Below are 23,429 nucleotides of genomic sequence, written 5' to 3'. Positions count from 1 at the left end.
ATTGATGACCATCGAAATCAAGGTTCCAGACTTACCAGAGTCCGTCGCCGATGCCACTATCGCCACTTGGCATAAACAACCTGGAGACAGGGTTGAGCGTGACGAAGTGATCGTCGACATCGAAACCGATAAGGTAGTACTGGAAGTGCCTGCACCTGAAGCCGGCATTTTAGAAGCCATTATCGAAGAAGAAGGCGCCACCGTACTAGGCCAGCAATTAATTGGTCGCTTAAAAGTGGGTGTTGCCGCCGGCGAAGCCACCAAAGACAAAACCGCCTCTGCAGACAGCAAGGCGGAAGCCGCATCAAAAGATAAGTCAGACGCCAAAGGCGACGATGACAACTTAAGCCCAGCGGTACGCCGCTTAGTGGCCGAGCATAATATCGACGCTGCTCAAGTTACGGGTTCAGGTAAAGGCGGTCGCATCACCAAAGAAGACGTGGAAGCCTTTATCAAGCAGGGTGGAAAAAAAGCGCCTGCCGCTGCCTCAGCAAAGGCTGCTAGCCCTGTTGTTGAAGTGGCACTGGGTGAGCGCACCGAAAAGCGCGTGCCCATGAGCCGCTTGCGCAAGCGCGTGGCTGAGCGTTTATTAGAGGCGAAAAACACCACCGCCATGTTGACCACTTTTAACGAAGTGAACATGGGCCCGATTATGGCATTGCGCAAGCAGTACCAAGATCAGTTTGAAAAGCGCCACGATGTGCGTTTAGGCTTTATGTCGTTCTATGTGAAGGCAGTGGTGGAGTCTCTCAAGCGCTTCCCAGAAGTGAATGCCTCACTGGATGGCGATGATATCGTTTACCATAACTTTTTCGATGTCAGCATTGCCGTGTCCACGCCGCGTGGCTTGGTGACACCGGTACTACGTGACTGCGATCGCTTAAGCTTGGCCGATATCGAGAAAGACATTAAAGAGCTGGCCGTGAAAGGTCGTGATGGCAAGTTAACGGTTGATGATATGACCGGCGGTAATTTCACTATCACTAACGGCGGTGTGTTTGGCTCACTGATGTCGACGCCGATTATTAACCCACCACAAAGCGCCATCTTAGGTATGCATAAGATTGAAGACAGGCCCATGGCGGTGAATGGTGAGGTGGTGATCCAGCCGATGATGTATTTGGCATTGTCTTATGACCACCGTATGATTGATGGCCGTGAGTCGGTCAGCTTCTTAGTTTCGATTAAAGAGCTACTCGAAGACCCGACGCGTTTGTTGTTAGACGTGTAACAATAATAATAAAAAAGGTCGGACTTAGTTCCGACCTTCTTTTTACTCTAAAACCCTCAAAAAACGGAAACTCAACATGAATTTGCATGAATATCAGGCAAAGAAATTGTTTGCTGACTACGGGTTACCCGTGTCAGAAGGCTATGCATGTGACACTCCACAGGAAGCAGTGGACGCCGCCGATAAGTTAGGCGGTAGTATGTGGGTGGTTAAATGTCAGGTTCACGCAGGCGGTCGCGGTAAGGCGGGTGGCGTTAAACTGGCTAAGACGAAAGAAGAAATCAAAGAGTTCGCCCAACATTGGCTTGGCCAGCACTTAGTTACTTACCAAACCGACGCCAAAGGCCAGCCGGTTAGCAAAATTTTAGTGGAAGCCTGCAGCAGCATTGCCAAAGAATTGTATTTAGGCGCCGTGGTTGACCGTAGTACCCGCCGAGTGGTGTTTATGGCCTCCACCGAAGGCGGCGTAGAAATAGAAACTGTTGCCAAAGAAACACCAGAATTGATCCACAAAGCGGCCATAGACCCATTAGTGGGCCCGCAAGCCTATCAAGGTCGAGAGCTGGCTTTTAAGCTGGGTTTAGAAGGCAAACAGGTAAAACAATTTACCCAAATATTTTTAGGTTTAGGTCAGATGTTTAATGACTTGGACTTTGCATTATTAGAAGTGAATCCCTTGGTGATCACCGGTGAGGGCGATTTATTGTGCCTCGATGGCAAAATTAATATCGACTCCAACGCCATGTATCGCCAGCCCAAATTACAAGAAATGCATGACCCCAGCCAAGATGATGCCCGTGAAGCCCATGCGGCCAAGTTTGAGCTGAACTATGTGGCACTCGATGGCAACATCGGTTGTATGGTGAATGGCGCAGGGCTGGCCATGGGTACCATGGATATCGTGAATCTGTATGGCGGCTCCCCAGCTAACTTCCTCGATGTTGGGGGCGGTGCTACCAAAGAACGCGTGACCGAAGCCTTTAAGATTATTCTCTCGGATCCAAACGTAAAAGCGGTATTGGTGAATATCTTTGGCGGCATAGTACGCTGCGACATGATAGCCGACGGCATTATTGGTGCGGTAAAAGAGGTGGGTGTTGAAGTACCGGTCGTGGTACGCCTTGAGGGCAACAACGCCGCTGCGGGCACGGCAAAGCTTGCCGAGTCAGGCTTAAACATCATTGCCGCCACCAGCTTGAGCGACGCCGCCGAGCGCGTGGTTCACGCCGCACAGGGGAACAATAAATGAGCATTTTAATTAATAAAGATACTAAGGTTATTTGCCAAGGTTTTACCGGCGGTCAGGGCACGTTTCACTCTGAACAAGCCATTGAATACGGCACCCAAATGGTGGGCGGCGTGTCACCGGGCAAGGGCGGCACCACCCATTTAGGCCTGCCGGTATTTAACACAGTGCGCGAAGCCGTTGAAGCCACCGGTGCCACGGCCTCGGTGATTTATGTGCCGGCGGCCTTTTGTAAAGACGCCATCTTAGAAGCCATAGATGCCGGGATTGAGCTGATTGTGACGATTACCGAAGGCATTCCCACCCTGGATATGCTGGACGTAAAAGTGAAGTTAGACCAAAGCGGCGTACGCATGATAGGCCCTAACTGCCCCGGTGTGATCACGCCCGGTGAAAGCAAGATTGGTATCATGCCCGGCAGCATTCATCGCAAAGGCCGCGTGGGTATTATCTCGCGCTCCGGCACCCTGACCTATGAAGCGGTGAAGCAAACCACAGATGAAGGCTTTGGTCAGTCAAGCTGTGTGGGTATTGGCGGCGACCCTATTCCGGGTTCAAGTTTTATTGACATTCTGGAGTTGTTCCAACAAGACCCGGCCACCGAAGCCATTGTGATGATTGGTGAAATTGGCGGCACCGCTGAAGAAGAAGCCGCCGCTTACATTAAGGCGCACGTCACCAAGCCGGTGGTGTCTTACATTGCGGGTGTTACTGCGCCAGCCGGTAAGCGCATGGGCCATGCGGGCGCCATTATCTCTGGCGGTACGGGCACGGCAGATGAAAAGTTTGCCGCACTGGAAGACGCCGGCGTAAAAACCGTACGTTCACTGGCCGATATCGGCAGCGCCTTGCGTGAAGTGACCGGTTGGAAGTAGACCGTAAAGTGTGAATGGTGAGGAGTGAGGTGTTAAACATTTCGTCCCTCATTTTTACTGAGCGCGGTCGGTTAAATTTAACGGCCCCATTCTGTTAAAAACAGAGTGGGGCCGTTTTTTTGTAAATGAATGTTGGATATTCCCCCCTTTGTCGGCGTTAATTTTTTCGGCAGTAAAATAGTGCTAGGTATTCACATGATCTAGATCAATGAATCTTAAACTTGATATTTATTAATGGTATGAATGCCTTAGACTGGTTGCCCGCAGTGTCATATGAGATGTACTGGATGCGCAATCTGTCCTTGAACTGGAAAATACTGTTACCGCTATTAATTACCTTTGTCTTGGTTTTTATACTGTGCTTTTTTGTGTCGACTAAATTACAGCGCAGCTTGGCACTGCAATTGGCCGAAGAAAAAATAGAAACCACCGCTAATTTGTATATGGATCAACTAAACGTCTTGATGGAAAATGGCGTGATCCATAAACGCAAAGTGGTGCAAGACAAAGTTCAAGCAGAGCTAGGCATACAGCAGGCTCGCGTTATTCGAGCTCCTGCAGTCAGTGACTTATTTGGGCCCGGAGCGCCCGACCAAGGCATCGAAGATGAACTGGACCGTCGCGCCATTGAGCAAGGCGAAACCGTGCTCGATTTACACCTAGACGATGCCACGCCTTATTTGACGTTAGTGAAGCCCTATAAAGCCTATGAAGAATATCGCGGTACCGCCTGCCTACAATGCCACCAAGTGGCAGAAGGCACTGTCATGGGCGCGGTGCGCATTAGTTATGATTTAAGCGATACCTTTGGTCAGATACGCGCCAATAATTTACGGTTAGCCGGTATTTTATTAGTGGTGATGTTAGCCGCGGGTTTCTTATTGTGGTTAATTCAAAACCACTATTTGAAAGCGCCGATTCTTAATATCAGCCAGCGTTTACAGCAAGTGGCAAAAAATCGCGATTTAACCACCCGTCTAGTGCCCTTAGGTAAAGACGAGTTGGGCGGGCTAGTAGTAGCCATTAATGGTCTATTAAGCAGCTTTCAAGCTAGCCTGCGAGAAGTACAACAGGTGACCGGGCGCATTTATACGGCCGCCGATCAAATTCAACAAGGCTCAGAGCAAACCGACAGCTCGGTACGGGCGCAAGACCAAGAAACCGCACTTATCGCCACGGCGGTGAATGAAATGGAAGCTTCAGCAAGAGAAGTACGAGAAAACGCGCGCCTTACTGCTGAAACCTCCGAGCAAAGCCACGCTTTTGCCTTAAACGCCAGTGATCAGGCACAAGTAGCGGTGGCCGGTATTACCGAGCTCAATGGCGAAATAGGGCGCATCGACCAAGTGATCCGCACTCTAGACGGCCGCTGCAGCCAAGTGGATAAGGTGCTGGATATGATCAAAGGCATCGCCGAGCAAACTAACTTACTGGCGCTGAATGCGGCCATAGAAGCGGCGCGAGCCGGTGAGTCGGGGCGTGGCTTTGCGGTAGTGGCGGATGAGGTGCGCACCCTTTCTTTACGCACTCAGCAATCGGCGCAAGAAATTACCGGCATGATAAGCCTGCTGCAAGGTGAAGCTAAAGAAGCGGTGTTGGCCATTGCCAAGGCAGAAGACCAGGCGGTAAGCAGTGTGGCCAGCACTCAAGCGGCCATGGACTCACTACAGGCCATTATCGAGCAAGTGGCGCGCATTAATGAGCTCAATGCCTTGGTGTCCGCCTCGGCGGATGAACAAAGCACTGTATGTGCAGAAGTGAGCTACAACATTACCCGAGTGCGTGATTCGTCCGGTGAAACCTTAATACAGTCCACCGCCGCCGCTAAGTCCAGCCTGCAGCTGGTGAACGAGTGCAAGGTGCTAGAAGAGATGATCAGCCACTATCAATTAAAGGATTAACGGCGCAGTGCTCTTGTAGAGGCCACTTTAGTCGGCCGACTTTGCGTAACAAAACTAAATAAAAAACCGAGCCTCACAGCTCGGTTTTTTATGCTTTTTATAGTAAGGACAGGACAGGGCAGGGACTGGCGTTTATCTTTACGCCGTCATCCTGACGAAAGTCAGGATCTCGTTGCTTGTAGCCCCGCGCTTTAGCTGCGGGTTCTGCGAAGCAGAAGGGTTTAAAGATTCCCGCTAACACGGGACTACCAGCTAAAGCGCTAGACTACAAAACACCGCTTTTGTTGGCACTCGTAAACTCCGTTATTCGCATAAACAAAAAACCGAGCTTATAGGCTCGGTTTTTGGTTTTTATCTGTGCAATATCCGCAGCTAGATTTTCTTAGCTTCTAGAAGGGCTATTTTTCTTTGCCCAGATAGGTGGCTTGCACATCACTCCAGTCGCTGTCTTCGGTGATCCTTAACACTTGCTGGGAGATTTGGGCACGCAATGGGCTGCGCTCTGGCAGAGCCAAAGCATACAGCTGCTGGGCAAACACGCCGGGCAGGACGGTGAGCTTTTGGCCTAGCTGCAAGTTGCGGTATTGCAGTAGCGCACGGTCATAAACAATGGCGTCTGTTTCACCGTTGACCACCGACTGCATGGCGCTCGTTAAATCCGGATAGGTTTGGTAGCGAATGCGCTCTTCTTCCAAAAAGCGTTCGCTGGCGGTCTCGGGAATGGTGGCTACCAGCTTGCCGGGTAAGTCGTTAATACCTTGAATACCGGTACGCAGATTGCTCACGGTCAACGATGAGGTAATGGCGGCGGTAAAACTGGCGACCATGATCATGCCGGCAAACATCCATACCAGTCCGATAATACGCCCAGCAAAAGAAGCAGGGGCTTTGTCACCGTAGCCGACCGTGGTCATGGTCACCGCGGCCCACCAAAAACTGGCGCCTATGCCTTGGGCGGGAGTACCACCAAATTGTTCCGGATTCGCGCGTCGTTCAGCCAGCCACAACAGGAAACCCGCCGCTAACAGCAGGGCACCCAGCGCCAGTACCACGCTTAAAAACTGCCAGCTAAGCAGTGCCTTAAAGCTGGCTAACAGACTGTGCGACGGCACCTCGGGCACCGCAATCGACAAGCCGGTTTGATAGAAGGGGTGGGTGAAATCAAAACGCGTATCTCGGTCTGCGGTCATGGTTAATGCGCCGACGGCGACGTCTACCTCACCGTTTTCAACTGCATCCAGCAAGGCACTAAATTTCATGGGCAGTAATTCAAACTCGCGGTCTAGCCCTGTGGCTATGTCTTGCCAAAGATCGATACTGATGCCTTCCCAGCGGCCGTCTTCGGCTTGCATCACAAAGGGTGGCACTTCGGTAATACCCACTTTTAACACAGCTTGCTGAGCTTGCTCCTGCTCTTGCGCCAGAACTTGAGTTGAAAGGCCAAACGTAGTGAGTAACAGGTAAAAAACAATTTTTCTAAGCTTCATATTTCTAAGCTTCGTATTTCTAAACATGGAGATTCTAAACATGGCGTTATGGACCAGAAACGGTCTTCCCTGATGGTTGGTAAGAAGTGACGACCCTAAACAGCCGCAGTTAGATAGTGGGGGCAATAAACCCCAATTGAAGAATACCGACTTGAACCACAGATTTGAACCTAAAACATAGCGATAAGCACCAAGCTAAACCCAAAGATAAAAATCCTATCTGCAACGGAAGAACGCGGAACGCACGGAAAAATAGCGATCAAATCTGAAAGGTATTTAATGGTTAAGAGCTAATGCCAAGCCTTAAGCCGTCTTCCTGATGACAATCAGGATCTCGCTTTAGGTCTTAGTACTAAAAACGAGATACTGGGGCTGTCATACTGGGCCACGACCCGGTACCAGTATGACGGCTAATACAGACGTACGGCGTAACGCGTTTAACGTTATTTATCCATTATTCAGTAACTTGCTCTACGCGGCTCACTACTTCACCTTGCGCTAAACGGGTACGCAGTTTATCGCCCACCTGCACTTGGCTGGCGGCGGTCATTACTTGGCTATTTAGTGTATTAGTTCCCTTAAGCGTAATGCTGTAGCCGCGCGCCAAGGTAGCCAAGGGGCTAATGGCATTCAGGCGTGATCCCGCCAGTGCCAATTGATGTTCGCCGCGGGCTAAGCGGGCTTTCATCTGAGTTTGCAAGCGCTGCTGTAAGGCTTCTAGGGTCGCTTTGCGGCTTTGTAAGTGCTGAGCCGGATGTTGGTGGCTTAAGCGCAGCTTGCTTTGCCCTAAGCGCTGCTGAGCCTGACTAAAACGTTGGCGAAACGCGCGTTGTAATCGAGACTGCAGTTGATCCAGCTGTTGTGCTTGTTGTTGCAGTTGTTGGCGCGGATGCTGCAGCTGTAAGCGCGCGCTTAAGCGGGACAGCAGTTGGCCACTTTGTAGCAGATAACGGCGCTGGGCTTGTTGTAAACGCTGTTGCCACTGCTGATATTGCGCTTGTTGGGCATTGCCATCACGGCTGATTAATTCGGCGGCAGCAGAAGGAGTAGGGGCGCGCATATCTGCGACCAAGTCACTTAAGGTGAAATCCACCTCATGACCCACGGCGCTGACTATCGGTAAATGAGAGGCGGCCATGGCACGTATTAGGCGCTCATCGTTAAAACACCATAAGTCTTCTAATGAGCCGCCACCGCGCGCCAAAATAAGCACGTCGGTCTCGGCGCGTCGGTTAGCCGTTTCAAGCGCTGCCACTAACTGCATCGCTGCCGGCTCGCCTTGCACTTGGGCTGGGTAAATAATTACCTGCAAATGCGGCGCGCGCCGGGCCAGTACACTTAAAATATCCTGCAGTGCGGCACCGGTGGGTGAGCTAATAATGCCCACTCGACTAGGGTGGGCGGGCAATGCCTGTTTTAGTGAGTCTGAAAACAAGCCTTCCTCCAACAGGCGCTGTTTGAGCGCTTCATATTGTTGCTTAAGCAGGCCTTCACCGGCGGGCGCCATGGTTTGCGCCACCAGCTGATAATCGCCTCTGGGCTCATATAAGGTTACTTTGCCGAAGATCAGCACCTGATCGCCGTTTTTCGGCCGAAAAGCCACGCTGCGATTATTGCCTTTAAACATGGCGCAACGTAATTGTGACTGACTGTCCTTCAGCGAAAAGTACCAATGACCCGAAGTGGGGATGCTGAGGTTGGAAATTTCACCACTAATGGTCACAGTGCCCAGCTCACCTTCGAGCAACAAACGGGCATGGCGATTGAGGTGAGTAACCGTGTAAACCTTGTTTGACGTATCTGGCTGCAAAATGGCCTCGTAAGAGAATCTTCAGGTGAAAGTAAGCCCTTTTAACGGCTATTTTGCACTTTATTGGCCCAAATAACAAAAATAGCTTTACCGATAAGACCAACATGCCTAAAATTCTACTGCAATATTTTTACCCCCCAAATATGGTGAATATTGCGATGCTAAGAATAATTCAAGATGCTTTAACCTTCGATGATGTGCTGTTAGTTCCTGCCCATTCTACCGTACTGCCCAACACTGCTGACCTCAAAACTCGCCTTACAAAAGACATTACGCTTAACATTCCTATCGTTTCTGCCGCCATGGATACCATTACCGAAGCCGACCTCGCTATTGCGCTTGCTCAAGAAGGTGGTATTGGCTTTATTCATAAGAATATGTCCATCGAAGCCCAAGCTGCCCAAGTGCGCAAAGTAAAGAAATTCGAAAGTGGTGTGGTTTCCGACCCCGTTACCGTGCGCCCAGAAATGACCATAGGTGATGTGCGTGAACAAACCCTGATCAACGGCTTTGCTGGTTACCCCGTTGTTACCACTGCGGGCGAGCTGGTCGGTATTATTACCGGTCGTGATATGCGCTTCGTGCAAGACATGAGCAAGCGTGTTGACCAAGTGATGACCGAAAAATCCCGCTTAGTCACCGTAAAAGCCGGTGCCCCTCGTGACCTCGTTGAATCTTTGATGCAACAACACCGCATAGAAAAAGTGCTGGTGGTGAGCGAGCAAGGTAAATTGACCGGCATGATCAGTGCCAAAGACTTCCAAAAAGCTGAAAGCAAACCCAACGCCTGTAAAGATGACCAAGGTCGCTTGCGCGTAGGTGCCGCCGTGGGCGCGGCACCGGGCAACGAAGAGCGCATTAAAGCGCTGGTTGACGCGGGCTTAGACGTGCTGTTAATTGACTCCTCTCACGGTCATTCCGAGGGCGTACTCGAGCGCATTCGTGAAACTCGCCGTGCTTTCCCAGATTTAGCCATAGTAGGTGGCAACGTGGCCACCGGTGCCGGCGCTTTGGCTTTGGCCGAAGCCGGCGCCAGTGCCGTTAAAGTCGGCATAGGTCCGGGCTCTATTTGTACTACTCGTATTGTGACCGGTTGCGGTGTGCCACAAATTACCGCAGTTGCGAACGCGGTAGACGCGCTTAAAGACTTAGGTATACCCGTGATTGCCGATGGCGGCATTCGTTTTTCTGGTGATATCGCCAAAGCCTTGGCTGCTGGCGCGCACTGCGTGATGATGGGCTCTATGTTTGCAGGTACCGAAGAATCGCCGGGCGAAATTGAATTATTCCAAGGTCGCTCTTTTAAGTCGTACCGAGGTATGGGATCCTTAGGCGCCATGAGCAAAGGCTCCAGCGACCGCTATTTTCAGACCGACAATGCGGCCGATAAGCTGGTCCCTGAAGGTATCGAAGGCCGCGTACCTTATAAAGGTAAGTTGAAAGAGATTATCCATCAGCAAATGGGCGGCTTACGCAGTGCCATGGGATTAACTGGCAGTGCGACTATAGATTGTCTGCGCACCAAAGCAGAATTTGTTAAGATATCTGGCGCCGGCATTCAAGAATCGCACGTGCATGATGTGACCATCACTAAAGAAGCCCCTAACTACCGGTTGGGGTAATCTAAAAAAGCAGTAGACGGGGGGCTAATTCCCCCGTTTTTCTATTGCCGTCTGCCCCCATAGGCGGTCCTTGTAATGAATAGAAAGTAACGAGTAGGAAGACGATGATCAAAAATATTCATGATAACCGGATCTTGATCCTGGATTTCGGCTCGCAATATACTCAACTGATAGCCCGCCGCGTTCGGGAGTTGGGTGTGTATTGTGAGCTGTGGCCATGGGACGTAACCGACGCCAAAATCCGCGACTTTAAGCCAAATGGCATTATCTTGTCTGGGGGGCCTGAGTCCGTTACTGAAGCTAACAGCCCACGCGCACCACAATATGTGTTTGACGCCGGCGTGCCAGTATTTGGTATTTGCTACGGCATGCAAACCATGGCCGAACAGTTAGGCGGCTCTGTTGCCGGTTCAACTGAACGCGAGTTTGGTTATGCTCAAGTACAGCGCGTTGCTGACTGTGCTTTGTTTGCCAATATTGAAGACGCCATCGACGCGAACGGTCAGCCGTTACTCGATGTGTGGATGAGCCATGGCGATAAAGTGGTGAGCTTGCCTGAAGGCTTTGAGAAAGTGGCGCAAACGGGCAGCTGCCCATTCGCCGCCATGGCTGATGAAAAGCGCAAGTTCTACGGCGTACAGTTTCACCCAGAAGTGACCCATACCCGCCAAGGCGCGCGTATGCTGGAGCAGTTCATTCACGATATCTGTGGTTGCGAAGCGTTATGGACGCCGTCCACTATCATCGACGATGCAGTTGCCCGGTTACGCGAGCAAGTAGGTAGCGACAAGGTCATCTTAGGTCTGTCGGGTGGTGTGGATTCATCTGTTACCGCCATGCTGTTGCACCGTGCCATTGGCCCGCAGTTGACTTGTGTGTTCGTGGATAACGGCTTATTGCGCTTAAACGAAGCCGAGCAGGTGATGGATATGTTTGGTGACCATTTTGGTCTCAACATTATTCACGTACCCGCAGAAGACAGGTTCTTGTCTGCTCTTGCCGGTGAAGCCGAGCCAGAAGCCAAGCGTAAGATCATTGGTCGCGTGTTTATCGAAGTATTCGATGAATATGCGGGCAAAATTCAAGACGTGAAGTGGCTGGCCCAAGGCACCATCTACCCAGACATTATTGAGTCTGCAGGTGCCGGCGGTAAGGCGCACGTGATCAAGTCTCACCACAACGTGGGCGGTTTACCTGCCGACATGAAGATGGGCTTGGTTGAGCCGCTCAAAGAGCTGTTCAAAGATGAAGTGCGTCGCATCGGCCTTGAACTTGGCCTGCCATACGACATGCTGTATCGCCATCCGTTCCCAGGCCCTGGCCTAGGTGTGCGGGTATTGGGCGAAGTGAAGAAAGAATACTGTGACCTGTTACGTCGTGCCGATGCCATCTTCATTGAAGAGCTGCACAAGCACGACTTGTATAACAAGGTTAGCCAGGCCTTCACCGTGTTTTTGCCAGTGCGCTCGGTCGGCGTGATGGGCGATGCCCGTAAGTACGACTGGGTCGTGTCTTTGCGCGCCGTTGAAACCATCGACTTTATGACTGCACATTGGGCACACCTGCCTTATGACTTCTTAGGCCATGTGTCTAATCGCATCATCAACGAAGTAGATGGCATTTCACGCGTGGTTTACGATATTTCAGGTAAGCCACCGGCGACCATTGAGTGGGAATAAGCGAGTTGCCTGAATAGGGCATATTGCTGACCACAAACCAGAAGGGCGCTTAGGCGCCCTTTTTTTGTTTAAAAAATGTGAGTAGTGAGGCGAAAGGAGTGAGGACGATGAGCCAATACAGAGCGGCCTTTATCTTTATGCCGTCATCCTGATGCACATCAGGATCTCGGTTTTAATGTCTGGGTTTACGATAAGCGCAGAAATTTGAGTAAGAGATTGAGGCGATTTATTGATAAGGCCAATTGCTGTGAACAGTGAATAGCTAGTCTCTAGACGGGCATGGTTGGGTGCACAGAGCCAGCAGGATTGCCTCCGCCAACGCGCTGAACTGCATCCCTGCGACGCTCGGCAAATGCCATCCCTGGCATTTCACGGTTGACTCCGACAATTCCTGCTGTTTCTTTTTTATACGTGTGATGCTTTGCAGCAGTAAGTAACAAGGTAATAGAATCCGATTTGGCAGTGTGTGAGTGATCATTTTTTAGAAAATAGCTGGTACGAAGAAGTGTTTATCTATAAAAAACTCTATGATTTCAGGACTTTTTAAATAATACTATCTGATAAATAAAAGCACAATTTTATATTTTTATAGCCAAATTAATGATATTTTATATCGCTCTATGACACATGATTTTTATGGTTTGGTATGTTAATAATTCCTAATGGTATATATCGACATATCGACATATTGAATTTTTTAATTTGTACCGAAATCCTTCAATTTATTTGCAATATATTTTTAGAGTAATATGATTCTTTATTTTAAAGTGATATAACAGGTTCGCTCGTTCTTTCTTTCATAAGATGAACTAATTGAAATTTCATGTGTAAAAATGGAAAAGTTGTGAATAATTCATTAGAAGTTGTTTTTTGTTCCGAAAAAAAGAGTACAAATCAATGTGAAATAAATACCATTTACGTTTGTTCGAAAAATAGTAGCTGGAATGATTTCAAGCATAAGACACATGGGATGTTTATTTTGCACTTGGATAATAGTCAAGTCTTCAGTGGTGAGATTATTATGTCTGTAAAAAATGAGGAGCAGAAAGATTTTTCTGATTACATTGGGTTGGGGAACCTGCTGAATAGTGCTAACCGTAAATCCGAACTGAAATTGCCAGAACACTCATTCTTCAGCTTGCTTCCAAGTATTAGCGACTATCGAAATCTTGTTCGAAATGCAGGAGTAGCTCAAGCATCAAGGATACTCAGTGCATTAAATGATCTTGTTTTTACAAATGAATATAACAAATCAGTCCCTTGGCTTATTGAAGCATTAAATAGTGATGTGTTCCATAAATCTTTTATGCGTAACTCCGAACCTTTTTTTGCTTTTTATAATGCAGCAGATATTATCAAAGGTCTTAAGTTTGAAGAGTTAGACTATATTTCAAGTGAACTTGACTTAAGTTTCAAGTTAGATATGTTCAACAACAAACATGAATTGAAACTAAGGTTTGGGTCTGGAGGACTGCTACCTAAGCGAATAAATATATTGATAGGAGAGAATGGTCTGGGTAAGAGCCAAGCTCTTAATCATTTTGCCCGTGCGGCATTGCAACAAAAAGATTATGTTGATAATTTAATCGATCCTTCAAGTGAGACGAAGCGACCAATGATTAACAGACTGTTAGCTATTGGTACTCCAGGGGAAACAACCACAACTTACCCAAGTGATTCTATCAAAAACCCTAAGTTAAATTATCGGAGACTTCTCCTGACGAGGAATAGCCGCTCTAAGGCAAGCAGGACAATAGGAAAGAGCATTGTTCAATTAGCTAGGCTTGATGAATCTATTAGTCAACTGGATCGCTGGGAAATTTTCATTGAAGCTATTAAAATTGCATTACCACTAGATCGGATTAGGATTCCATTAAATAATGATTCCGATTTCGTACCTTTAAAAGATCTTAGATATGGCTGGAGTGAAGAAAAACGTCTTAAAATTTGGTCTGAAATCGCTGATAATATTGAACCTAAAATAGAGGGTAAGCTCGGACTCTATCCAATGAGCAGCGGGCAACTATCTTTTTTTAAATTTTCATTATTAGCATGTTTATACATTGAGAACGGATCTTTTGTTTTGCTTGATGAGCCAGAAACACACCTTCATCCAAGTTTAATTTCAGACTTTGTAACTTTGTTAGATAATATTCTTCAAAGAACAGGGTCTTATGCTTTAATTGCAACACATTCTTCATATTTCGTCAGAGAAGTCCCCAGAGACCAAGTTCATGTCTTTAAGAAAGATAATGATAGTATCTATATTGTTAATCCGAGGCTAAAAACCTTTGGAGCAAATGTTGGTGATATATCTTACTTTGTTTTTGATGAGGATAGTGGAAACTCGCTTTCTAATAAATTTTTAGATAAAGCTAGAAGTCAAAAAAAATCTTATGCTTACATTAAAGATAATTACAGTGCAGAACTACCTACAGAAATGCTTCAAATAATAAAAAGAGAGTTATAGGTAATTGAAATGAAGAAACTATCGCACCCGCAAGTTAATGATCTAGATATTCTTGGTAAGATGAAGTGCAATAAAAAAATAACTAGTTATCCATTTATTAAAAATGAATATGAAATGATGGCTAATCAATATTCTGACTATGCTAATAATGATGGGAACCCTTGGTTTTGTACTGGTTGGAAAATTTCAAATTATTTAAAAAATAGACTTGAACGGCATTACATAAAGCCATACTCTGATTTGAAGTATATAAAAGAATTACGTGATAAGGGTTCTCCGAATGTATGTCCTTTATGTGGTAGTTTAAAAACAGCAACATTAGATCACTTCCTTCCACAAGCAGATTATCCGGAGTGGATTATTTATTCTAAAAATTTGATTCCAGCTTGTGACTGTAATTCAAAAAGAAGTAACAATGTAAAAGGTGTTAATGATAGACAGAGAGTGTTGCACCCTTATTACGATGATTGCTTAAGTTCACGATTAGTCAGCGCGAGTTTTAGTGGAGACTTTAATGAGCCAAGTGTTGATATTGTTCCTTTACATAGTCAATATGTAGCTGAAGAAACAATTTTATTTCATATAGATACAGTAATAAAAAATCTACGGTTATTTCCTGGATGGAAGCTAAATGGCAATCAATGAGAAGAAATCCACGTGGACTTATTTCCAGTATCCCAAGAGATAATAAGCCAATTGTAATGAGTGAACTTGATAAGTATTTGCAGGAAATTCTAGAAGATAAGGACGAAGAACATCAAACGTATAACAATTGGTATTCTATGTTTATCTATGGGATATACTGTTCAGAGTCTGCCAAGCATTGGCTTGTTAATAGACATAATGGGATTGTAACAGGAGCCATAGATAGAATGAGCTAGTAGGACTAACAGGCCACCCATGTTAGTTGATTAGTTTTTATCCTGATATCTACACTCAAATAGTTCGTATTTTGACTTTCTGAGAGCAACTACTAACAGGCCACCCATGTTAGTTGGTGCTGTTTATCATGTAATTCTTTAAATAATTCGCTGAAAAATCCGTCAGTATCCCTAATTTCGTACCTTTTTATAAAGTGCCTGTGCCATCGAAAACCCAGCCATTTTTAAGACTGTGAAGGGTTCATCAATGCGCGATATCATCTGCTCATGAATAAGCCGCCATGCATTGAAGAAAGCTTAAATAATAAAAGGCGCAATAGGCGCCTTATTAACAGTGGGAAGACTACGGCTTAAGCTTGCGTTAAGCTAAGTTTATCGGTCACGATATTTTTAATATGGGTGCCTCGTGAGTAGCAGTACTTATTTAGCATCACACTTTTGACTCATATATGGTAGCGCACGTATTGAAGAATCACGAAAAACCATCCAATCATGATCCCCATCTACGACTCTGTACTCTATATTCTCAGGCTGATATTTATGCAATGCCCAGTAAAGATCTGCCGCCGCTACAACAATACCCAGTGCATCGTGATCGCCCGATTCAATCCACATAGGAACTACGGTACCACTTTCTTTATAATGTTCTAAGCGAGCGGGATAAAGAGATTCTGTCCACATCTTCTCGTCAAAGATATTATCTTTTAAAAACTGGGGGGCTGTTCTAGATGCAGATGTTTCAGGTGGGAGCGGGTTATAAATAGCTGGACTTAGTATGCCTGCTGCGCAAAAAAGGTCAGGATGAGAAAGGCTTAAATTGAGTGCACCATATCCACCCATGGATAACCCTGCAATAGAACGACCATTGCGTTCTGATGAAGCCTTATACTTTTCTTCTATGTAAGGGATCAAATCCTTAATGAGTGCAGCTTCAGCCCGGTCACTATTACCGTCGATATACCATGAATTCTTACCTAATGTAGGCATGACTATAATAGAAGACCTTAGCTGGCCGCGCTGTATCAGTGCATCCGCTGTCACTTTAATACCACCGCGGTCTACCCATGAGGTCTCATCACTTTCAGCCCCATGCAGCATATAGACAACCGGATAGGACTTTCCTGAATCTTCGTATCCTTCTGGTAAATAAACTTTCATTCTTATTTCTTTTTTTAAAACATCCGAGTCCATAGCGTCTGATATAATTTCACTATTGGCAAAAGCATGTGTGCTAAGCAATATTGTTGACAAAGTGGCTGCAATCGCCAATTTATACTTAATTTTTTACTCTCCGTTTGTTGTATGGATTATTCAAAATAAATTATTTAATTGGTATCGTACCCTAACAAGTCTTCTACTTTAACAAAAAAATAACAAATGTCATCAACAAGACGCCTAGGTTAGTTTGCTCTGCTCAAGACCTAGATAGCAACGGTGCAACTAACAGGACACCCATACTAGCTGCTGCGTTTTTGTTTGGAAGCCGAACTCGAAGAGTTCGCGTTTGGATTTTTTGAGGAGGTACTGATGCTGACACTACGTTTTACTCAAATCAGTTTGTCAGATACGCCTTTTATCATTGCGTGCGTCACACGGTAAGAAGGGCGTTTTCTAAGGTTAAATAAGCCATTTGAGCAGCGGTTATTACCCCTGCTACTTGTCACTGCGCATGCCAATCACTGTTGTCACTTGTTGCGAATGTTCCTTAGGTGTTCGATTAGCCTAAAATAATGCGCCTAAATACTGAGAGAGGTAGTAGGAATTATCGTAGCTAACCGTCAAATGCCAAGGACGGCATTTGCCGAGCGCCGCAAGGATGCGGGTTAAGCGCGTTGGCGTAGATAATCCTACTACCTCTTTTGCAGCACAAAAGGCGACCAGCAACACAACTATGTGCTTTGCCGCTCACAACTAGCAGGATTTGGTTGAAGTGTTGCCTGTTTGTAATTAAAGTGTGAGCTATTCAAGCCAGCCGGGAGAGAGCGCTGAGTGAGTGTTGTAAGACACACTCTGTGCCGCCGAAGGAGCAACGACCCCGTAAACTCTCAGGCAAAAGGACCGGTGGCTGTAGAAAAATCCGAAGAGTAGTCTGTGCACTTATAGACTCGCCGAAGGAGCAAGCCGTGTTATCTGGGGATAACGATGGTGAATCTCTCAGGCTCCAATACGGATGGGGATGTCAGGCAAAATATTTTGCGCTTTATATGCGTAATTTAGGTGCGTGGTAACCTGCGCAATGCCTGCAAACTAAGAGTGCACACTTATGTCAGAGATGAAAAAGGTAGCTGTTTTAGGCGCCGGCATTACCGGTATTACCACCGCCGCTAAGTTAATTGAACAGGGTTTTGAAGTAACTGTGTTCGACCGTCAGCGTTATGCGGCCATGGAAACCAGTTTCGCCAATGGTGGTCAGCTTTCTGCCTCTAATGCTGAGGTTTGGAATACCTGGGCTACGGTATTAAAAGGCATGAAATGGATGCTGCAAAAGGATGCGCCGTTATTGGTTAATCCAAAACCAAGCTGGCATAAGTTGAGCTGGATGCTCGAATTTATGCGTCATATCCCCGATTACGAACGTAATACTATTGAAACTACCCGCCTTGCTATTGAAGCGCGCCGCCATTTGACGGAATTAGGCCAAAAGTGGGGCGTGGAGTTTGACCGCTCTGATTGCGGTATTATGCATTTCTATAGCAACCAAAAAGATTTTAAACACGCCTGTGAAGTCACCAAGCTGTTGAAGCAGGGTGGATTAGAGCGCGAAGCACTCACACCCAGCGAGATCAAAATGAAAGAGCCGCGCCTACACGGTGACTTTGTGGGTGGCTTTTGGACGCCGAGTGATAGTACCGGTGATATCCATAGCTTTACCTTTGGTCTGGCTGAAGCGATTCGTAAAGCCGGCGTTACATTTTGCATGGAATCCGAGCTTACAGATGTGAGCATCGAAGGCAAAGGTGTGCGTGTGACGGACGATAAAGGTAACTCAACGCATTTTGATGCAGTGGTAGTGTGTGCGGGTGTGGGCAGTCGTGAATTGGCGAAAAAGCTGGGCGACCGCGTTAATATCTACCCAGTAAAAGGCTACTCCATTACGGTTAATTTACGTGACCAGATAAGCCAAGATAGCGCACCGCTCATTTCTTTACTGGATGATGAGACGAAAATTGTGACCAGTCGCTTGGGGCCAGATCGTTTCCGTATCGCCGGCACCGCTGAGTTCAACGGTAATAATCGCGATATTCGCCATGACCGTATAGAACCACTGGTGAAGTGGTGTAATCGACACTTCCCTGATGTGTCTACCGAAAGTGCAGTGGCGTGGGCGGGCTTGCGACCAATGATGCCAAATATGATGCCCAAAGTTGGCCGAGGCGCTCACCCACAAGTGTTTTACAACACCGGTCACGGCCACTTAGGTTGGACATTAAGTGGCGCTACTGCAGATATGATAGCAGGCGTAATGGCTGCTGTGCGTGATGAAAGCCCCAGCAGCGCTTCCACGGTAGTGGTGAGTTAAGGCAGTACCCTCGCTAATACTTGAAAAATAATCTCTAAAGATAATGCCAGTCAGCTTAGCTGACTGGCATTTTTTTGAGCTAAAGAATGTGGGGGAGTCATGTAATTAATGGTGAAGCGTTACTGCTTGATCGCCTAGACTCAACACTGCTGGCTTACCCAACCGCTATTTCTTGAATCAAGGAGTTACCGATGAAAACGACTATTTTTACCGTTTTGTTCACGCTGGGTGTGGCAAGTTCATCACTGGCTGCGGAGGGCATGATTAACGTTGAAAGTGCCTTTACGGTGACAGAAACCGCAGATCGGCTAGACGCAACCTTAAAAGAAAAAGGCATGACGGTGTTTAACCGCATTAATCATGCAGAGGGGGCAGAGACGGTTGATATCAAGTTAAGGGCCACAGAGCTAATTATCTTCGGTAACCCTAAAGTGGGCAGCCCGTTAATGCAGTGCCAGCAAAGTATTGCCCTCGACTTACCGCAAAAAATGTTGGTGTGGCAAGACGCTAATAGCAAGGTGTGGTTATCCTATAACGATCCTAACTACTTGGTAAAAAGGCACGATATGAAAGGCTGTGAGCAAGAGGTAGCGACCGTAGCCAAGGCCTTGGCGGGGATTAGTCATGGTGTGGCAACCAAGTAATAAAAAAACACCGAGCGTTAGACTCGGTGTTTTGGTGCTATGCATAGCGAGCTGTGTTTGCGCGCAGCTAGGCGTTCGGCGCTTATTTAAGGTTACAAGTTTTCATAGCGGTTCATATCCAGCACACCTGCTTCTATGGGATTGGTTTCTTGCATGTAGCTGTGCATATCATGAAAGTAGAACCAAAAATCAGGATGGGTGCGACGAATGCCGTATTGGTCGGCCACAGCATGAAGCTCCTTGGCATCTTGCATGGAGGTCAGGGCGCTAATGAAGTCTGCCAATTGCTCCTGCTTTACGTTGAAGATGAAGTTCGGGTAGCTGCTGATAATACCCGGTAACACGCTTAAGGTGTCGTTGTCTGGGCGCAGGCGTAAGTCTTCACCCAACAAAAAAGCTACGTTGCTGTGGTCACGATTGTGGATCAAGCTATACACCTGACGCTCTTTAGGGTTTTCACCTTCAATGCGTAGCAAGGTGACTTCCGGTAACCACTTAATCACCGGCAATAGTCGCCCAGTAAAACCCGTTAAGCGTCTGAGCTGATCATCAATGCGTGCTTGTTGCTGCTCTAGCTGCGGCATTAATGGCAGTTGCTCGCCGATGGCGGCGTTGCAGTCTGCTTGCTGGCAGCGATTGAGCATATCTTGCGGGCCTGCCACTGGTGCCAGTGTACTCAGCACTTGTTGGCTAAAGTCGACTAAGGTGCGCTTGGCATCGGTTTGAATGCGGCTCGGCGTGGTTTCATCTACGTCTGCATAGCTGGTAAAGAGCTTAATGCGACCACTGTTATCATACCAACGGTGTAACAAGGTATTACGTTGTTCTGGGGGTAAAAAGCGTAATAAGTTGGCTTCAGCACCGTTGCGGATCAGGTCAAAGTAGAGCCGCGTTTTGGCTTGGTGTGACACGCTGCCATAGACATTAAAGTTAGCCACTAATGCATAGTAGGTACGCTCAAGCAGCGGATAGTCCATCACCCACATGGTGCTTGGGGTATCGCCTTGCCAGCCTTTGATCACACTGGCGCTGTCGTGATGGCGAAATACCGTGAGCAGCGCTTGGCTATTATGGCCGTCGCCATCCCATAAGTGCTCCAGATCTGGCCCTTGTGGATACTGCTTGGCATAGGCTTTTTGACGATAGGTTAAGTAGCTGTTTCTGTCGCTGCTGTAAGAAATCCAATCTGGGCCTAGGCTGAGTAAGTCTGAATTGAGTCCGGGCAGGGTGAGCCAGTCGCGCACATGGGTTTGATGGTTAGGCTGGGTAATAAATAAGTCATGTTTAGGCGCTTGAAAGCTAACCCAAAACTGATCGCGGATCACATCGGTGGCAATTTGGCCGCGGCACACGGGGCCGCGAATAAACGAGCGCACAAAGTATTCCGCGTCATCGAGCATAAACTGATAACGAGCCTTGGGTGGAATCGCCGCGTAAGTGAAAAAGGGGTTGGCCGCGTAATCCACTCGATAATCGGGCAGCTTATTGATGGTCCAATCGTCAGTAAAAAACAGCTGTTCTAGGTGGTGCATCTTATCGCTATTTAGCGCATAGGTGATGTGCGTTTTATGGATACGACTTTCGATACGCGGGCGCAGTCGATAATAAAATTTATCGCCCGGTGAATCGGTGGGCCGTTCGGTGGCGATCACTTCAATGGGTTGGCCGGTAGGGGTGCGTGAGCGCACAACTTCAAAAAAAGTGTCTTGATCCGGTGTTGATAGATCACTGAAATACAGATGGGCTAAAAACAAGTGTTCATACAAATAGCGTGCCACCAATTGATGGCGGGGTGCATCGCGGTTTAGCCAGGTTTCCCAGCGGATTTGTGCCCACTCTAAAGCAGGCGACAGTTGAATGCTTTGTTCGGGTACTTTGGCACCTTGGCTTAGCCAGTCTTGTACCAATTGATATTCGGGGGGCGTTAACCCCGTGACCGCAAAGGGCATGCCCGCTTGAGGGTGCTTGCTTGCAAAGACATCAAACTCGTCCGCTTGACTGCATTGGTTGCTACGGGTAGGAGAGATGTTTAGGTCTTCGGGTAGACGTTGATTGGCGCTCCAAGGGGTGCTTTGGCCCAAAGCCAGCATGCGTAACATCAGTGAGGTTTGAGCATCGGGCTCATCGAGTACGCTAAAAAAGCCGCGGGTGCGCCATGCGGACTCGCCATGAGCATCAAAATGCAGTCGGCTGGGCTTGGCATCGTTGGTACGTGCACCGTCGTAAACCGGCAGCTTACTGGCACCGCGCACTAAGCCTTCATTACTGGTGAGCTTTAGCTGGCAGGGCGCATCGTAGCAGGCATGGCAGGCAATGCATTTTTGCTCAAAAATAGGCTTAATATCTTGCTCATAATCCACCGTGCTGGGTAAGGCGGTAAGCGTATTAGGCAAAGCGGCGAGCGTATTAGACCACGCGAGCGGCGCGATAAAAATACTCAACATGAGCCATGCAAGCAGCGCTAATCGCCGTGAAAGAGTGTTCATTATTATACCTTATCTTATGTTGCTAATAGGGTGGTAACATGGAACTCGCTTAAGGTAAAGAGGAGCAAGACCATGATGAGACTGACCATTGGTTTTTTACTGCTGGGTTCAACGGCTGTGTTCGCCGCACCACATATTATCCACACTCCACCTGCCTTGGAGCTGAATGTAAATTCAGACTTAGCGCCTGCCTGTTTTTATGCGGACCAGCGCTACTCTAAGGGCGCTATCATCGAAATGGCCAAGCAGCCGTTTATCTGTGAACGAGAAAAATCCTTTGAGCAAAATGGCCAGTTAAGCTGGCAGCCGTTCCCGCTGAGTGTACAGACAGAGCAGAAGCTGACCATACCTTAAAAGCCCAAGTGGATGTGTATGATGAAGGATCTTGACTAATATTACTCACATAGTTGATGCTGATAGTGAGACGGATAGTTAAAAAGGTTAAATAGACAGTTGAACAGATAGTTAAACAGACAGTGATATAGGGTAATGCTACGGATACTAATGAATCGCAATAGGAGCCTGTTATGGATGTGATACGGATTATTATTGCCATTTTATTGCCGCCGCTCGGCGTGTTTTTACAAGTGGGCTTGGGTAAGCACTTTTGGATTAATATTATCCTGACACTGCTGGGCTACATCCCCGGCATAGTGCACGCAGTGTGGGTGATTGCTAAAAAGTGAGTCGCTAATGAAGACTAAATCCGCAAATTCCAATGCAGCAAGCTCAAATGCAATAAACAACGGTCAAGCGGCGGCCAGTCAGCGACTGGCACGCTTAGCATGGATGCTCGACAGCTCTATCCGCTTACCGGGTGGGTTTAGAGTGGGATTAGACGGCATTATCGGCTTAATTCCTGGCATTGGTGATTTAATCGGGGCGGGTTTATCGTCTTATATAGTGGTGGAAGCCGCACGGCTCAAGGTGCCGTTTCGGGTGCTGGCGCGCATGAGCTTAAATGTATTGATTGAACTGGTGGTCGGCATAGTGCCGATATTCGGGGATATATTCGACTTTGCCTTTAAAGCCAACCTGCGCAATGTGCGGTTACTGAATGAGTATTTAGGCAAGAATGCGTGAAGGGTAAAGAAAGCGAGATAAACTAAACCTAAAACTGATTTTGCAACGGAATCCACGGAATACACGGAAAAATTAATATGAGATAAGGGCGAAAAGTGATTATCGAATATTTTTGTAAGATCTTAATAAAAATAGTTCTTTTCAGATTTGATCTCTATTCTTCTGCGGGTTCAGTGGATTCCGTTGCGAAGGAATTTTTAGTCTTTAAATCGAGTGTTAATCACGCTTGTTTTTTGATTGCTTCGGCATCGATATCTAACACTACTTCACCTTCAGGGCGAGCGCAGCAGGGCAAGACTTCACCGGCGGCGATAAAGGCCAGCGGGGTGCTTTGATAGCTGACTTCGCCACTGATAATTGTAGTACGACAGGATCCGCAATAGCCGCCACGGCATTGGTATTCTACCGCGTGGCCGGTGCGCTCTAAGCCGGCGAGCAGGCTTTCACCTGCTCGCAACTCAAAACTTAATGCTTGGGTCGTGACTCTACTCACA

General features: G+C 47.4%; 18 protein-coding genes and 1 riboswitch. Of the genes, 13 read left to right on the top strand and 5 right to left on the bottom strand.

Translation table 11 applies throughout. From position 1 onward, the window contains the following. Nucleotides 1–4: 4 nt before the first annotated feature. The 4 genes from odhB (at nt 5) to CBP31_RS01985 (ending at nt 5,253) form a co-directional block, all read left to right on the top strand. A complete protein-coding gene (gene odhB / locus CBP31_RS02000; protein WP_087034635.1) occupies nt 5–1,231 on the top strand; it encodes a 2-oxoglutarate dehydrogenase complex dihydrolipoyllysine-residue succinyltransferase in 1,227 nt (408 codons plus the stop codon). A 76-nt stretch (nt 1,232–1,307) separates the two neighbouring features. Next, nucleotides 1,308–2,480 carry an ADP-forming succinate--CoA ligase subunit beta gene (gene sucC / locus CBP31_RS01995; protein WP_087034634.1) on the top strand — a complete coding sequence of 391 codons (1,173 nt, stop codon included), beginning with the start codon at nt 1,308–1,310 and terminating at the stop codon, nt 2,478–2,480. After that, a complete protein-coding gene (gene sucD / locus CBP31_RS01990) occupies nt 2,477–3,352 on the top strand; it encodes a succinate--CoA ligase subunit alpha (protein WP_087034633.1) in 876 nt (291 codons plus the stop codon). The genes sucC and sucD overlap by 4 nt, the downstream gene beginning before the upstream one ends. 287 nt (nt 3,353–3,639) lie before the next feature. Next, entirely contained in the window at nt 3,640–5,253 is a 1,614-nt protein-coding gene (locus CBP31_RS01985; RefSeq protein ID WP_087038578.1) for a methyl-accepting chemotaxis protein, read from the top strand. A gap of 398 nt (nt 5,254–5,651) precedes the next feature. Here the strand turns inward: CBP31_RS01985 and CBP31_RS01980 are convergent, their stop codons facing one another. Together CBP31_RS01980 and xseA are read right to left on the bottom strand one after the other, a co-directional pair. Beyond that, complete coding sequence (locus CBP31_RS01980; RefSeq protein ID WP_087034632.1) at nt 5,652–6,740, bottom strand: transporter substrate-binding domain-containing protein; 1,089 nt, start codon at nt 6,738–6,740, stop codon at nt 5,652–5,654. Nucleotides 6,741–7,194: 454 nt separating this feature from the next. After that, complete coding sequence (gene xseA / locus CBP31_RS01975; protein WP_087034631.1) at nt 7,195–8,550, bottom strand: exodeoxyribonuclease VII large subunit; 1,356 nt, start codon at nt 8,548–8,550, stop codon at nt 7,195–7,197. Between the two features lie 158 nt (nt 8,551–8,708). Between xseA and guaB the strand changes: the two genes are divergently transcribed. The 4 genes from guaB to CBP31_RS01955 all read left to right on the top strand — a co-directional run bounded on the left by guaB (nt 8,709) and on the right by CBP31_RS01955 (nt 14,966). Beyond that, nucleotides 8,709–10,172: an IMP dehydrogenase gene (gene guaB, locus CBP31_RS01970; RefSeq protein ID WP_087038577.1), complete on the top strand. Its 1,464-nt coding sequence runs from the start codon at nt 8,709–8,711 to the stop codon at nt 10,170–10,172. Nucleotides 10,173–10,276: 104 nt separating this feature from the next. Then, nucleotides 10,277–11,851 carry a glutamine-hydrolyzing GMP synthase gene (guaA, locus tag CBP31_RS01965; protein WP_087034630.1) on the top strand — a complete coding sequence of 525 codons (1,575 nt, stop codon included), beginning with the start codon at nt 10,277–10,279 and terminating at the stop codon, nt 11,849–11,851. Between the two features lie 844 nt (nt 11,852–12,695). Continuing rightward, nucleotides 12,696–14,321: an AAA family ATPase gene (locus tag CBP31_RS01960; protein ID WP_161492498.1), complete on the top strand. Its 1,626-nt coding sequence runs from the start codon at nt 12,696–12,698 to the stop codon at nt 14,319–14,321. A gap of 9 nt (nt 14,322–14,330) precedes the next feature. After that, entirely contained in the window at nt 14,331–14,966 is a 636-nt protein-coding gene (locus CBP31_RS01955) for a hypothetical protein (protein ID WP_087034628.1), read from the top strand. A gap of 656 nt (nt 14,967–15,622) precedes the next feature. On the opposite strand, the gene CBP31_RS01945 is transcribed toward CBP31_RS01955, so the two are convergent. Further along, nucleotides 15,623–16,471 carry an alpha/beta hydrolase gene (locus CBP31_RS01945; protein ID WP_227875104.1) on the bottom strand — a complete coding sequence of 283 codons (849 nt, stop codon included), beginning with the start codon at nt 16,469–16,471 and terminating at the stop codon, nt 15,623–15,625. A 694-nt stretch (nt 16,472–17,165) separates the two neighbouring features. Further along, nucleotides 17,166–17,273: riboswitch (glycine riboswitch) on the top strand. 192 nt (nt 17,274–17,465) lie between these two features. Here CBP31_RS01945 and CBP31_RS01940 point away from each other — a divergent pair. Together CBP31_RS01940 and CBP31_RS01935 are read left to right on the top strand one after the other, a co-directional pair. Further along, nucleotides 17,466–18,722 (top strand): D-amino acid dehydrogenase, encoded by a 1,257-nt coding sequence (locus CBP31_RS01940; protein ID WP_227875103.1) that lies wholly within the window; start codon nt 17,466–17,468, stop codon nt 18,720–18,722. Nucleotides 18,723–18,913: 191 nt separating this feature from the next. Then, nucleotides 18,914–19,366, top strand: a complete 453-nt coding sequence (locus CBP31_RS01935; protein WP_087034626.1) for a DUF302 domain-containing protein — start codon at nt 18,914–18,916, stop codon at nt 19,364–19,366. Nucleotides 19,367–19,458: 92 nt separating this feature from the next. Here the strand turns inward: CBP31_RS01935 and CBP31_RS01930 are convergent, their stop codons facing one another. Further along, nucleotides 19,459–21,852 carry a fatty acid cis/trans isomerase gene (locus tag CBP31_RS01930; protein WP_087034625.1) on the bottom strand — a complete coding sequence of 798 codons (2,394 nt, stop codon included), beginning with the start codon at nt 21,850–21,852 and terminating at the stop codon, nt 19,459–19,461. 72 nt (nt 21,853–21,924) lie between these two features. Here CBP31_RS01930 and CBP31_RS01925 point away from each other — a divergent pair, with 72 nt between their 5' ends. The 3 genes from CBP31_RS01925 to CBP31_RS01915 all read left to right on the top strand — a co-directional run bounded on the left by CBP31_RS01925 (nt 21,925) and on the right by CBP31_RS01915 (nt 22,935). After that, entirely contained in the window at nt 21,925–22,206 is a 282-nt protein-coding gene (locus CBP31_RS01925; protein ID WP_227875102.1) for a DUF1496 domain-containing protein, read from the top strand. A 173-nt stretch (nt 22,207–22,379) separates the two neighbouring features. After that, complete coding sequence (locus tag CBP31_RS01920) at nt 22,380–22,538, top strand: YqaE/Pmp3 family membrane protein (protein WP_087034624.1); 159 nt, start codon at nt 22,380–22,382, stop codon at nt 22,536–22,538. Between the two features lie 7 nt (nt 22,539–22,545). Beyond that, nucleotides 22,546–22,935: a DUF4112 domain-containing protein gene (locus tag CBP31_RS01915; protein WP_087034623.1), complete on the top strand. Its 390-nt coding sequence runs from the start codon at nt 22,546–22,548 to the stop codon at nt 22,933–22,935. Between the two features lie 220 nt (nt 22,936–23,155). Here the strand turns inward: CBP31_RS01915 and yfaE are convergent, their stop codons facing one another. Further along, nucleotides 23,156–23,428: a class I ribonucleotide reductase maintenance protein YfaE gene (gene yfaE / locus CBP31_RS01910; protein WP_087034622.1), complete on the bottom strand. Its 273-nt coding sequence runs from the start codon at nt 23,426–23,428 to the stop codon at nt 23,156–23,158. Between the last annotated feature and the right edge of the window lies 1 nt (nt 23,429).

The organism is Oceanisphaera profunda (genome assembly GCF_002157895.1).
GTDB classification, from domain to species: domain Bacteria; phylum Pseudomonadota; class Gammaproteobacteria; order Enterobacterales; family Aeromonadaceae; genus Oceanimonas; species Oceanimonas profunda.
This window is presented reverse-complemented; position numbering and strand designations above follow the sequence as displayed.

What these genes read in the sequence shown, in the direction of transcription:
- CBP31_RS01940 (WP_227875103.1), top strand. Translation starts at nt 17,466, where the DNA reads ATGTCAGAGATGAAAAAGGTAGCTGTTTTAGGCGCCGGCATTACCGGT.
- guaA (WP_087034630.1), top strand. Translation starts at nt 10,277, where the DNA reads ATGATCAAAAATATTCATGATAACCGGATCTTGATCCTGGATTTCGGC.
- CBP31_RS01925 (WP_227875102.1), top strand. Translation starts at nt 21,925, where the DNA reads ATGATGAGACTGACCATTGGTTTTTTACTGCTGGGTTCAACGGCTGTG.
- CBP31_RS01920 (WP_087034624.1), top strand. Translation starts at nt 22,380, where the DNA reads ATGGATGTGATACGGATTATTATTGCCATTTTATTGCCGCCGCTCGGC.
- CBP31_RS01915 (WP_087034623.1), top strand. Translation starts at nt 22,546, where the DNA reads ATGAAGACTAAATCCGCAAATTCCAATGCAGCAAGCTCAAATGCAATA.
- guaB (WP_087038577.1), top strand. Translation starts at nt 8,709, where the DNA reads ATGCTAAGAATAATTCAAGATGCTTTAACCTTCGATGATGTGCTGTTA.
- odhB (WP_087034635.1), top strand. Translation starts at nt 5, where the DNA reads ATGACCATCGAAATCAAGGTTCCAGACTTACCAGAGTCCGTCGCCGAT.
- CBP31_RS01955 (WP_087034628.1), top strand. Translation starts at nt 14,331, where the DNA reads ATGAAGAAACTATCGCACCCGCAAGTTAATGATCTAGATATTCTTGGT.
- sucD (WP_087034633.1), top strand. Translation starts at nt 2,477, where the DNA reads ATGAGCATTTTAATTAATAAAGATACTAAGGTTATTTGCCAAGGTTTT.
- CBP31_RS01980 (WP_087034632.1), bottom strand. Translation starts at nt 6,740, where the DNA reads ATGAAGCTTAGAAAAATTGTTTTTTACCTGTTACTCACTACGTTTGGC.
- CBP31_RS01985 (WP_087038578.1), top strand. Translation starts at nt 3,640, where the DNA reads ATGCGCAATCTGTCCTTGAACTGGAAAATACTGTTACCGCTATTAATT.
- CBP31_RS01930 (WP_087034625.1), bottom strand. Translation starts at nt 21,852, where the DNA reads ATGAACACTCTTTCACGGCGATTAGCGCTGCTTGCATGGCTCATGTTG.
- sucC (WP_087034634.1), top strand. Translation starts at nt 1,308, where the DNA reads ATGAATTTGCATGAATATCAGGCAAAGAAATTGTTTGCTGACTACGGG.
- CBP31_RS01935 (WP_087034626.1), top strand. Translation starts at nt 18,914, where the DNA reads ATGAAAACGACTATTTTTACCGTTTTGTTCACGCTGGGTGTGGCAAGT.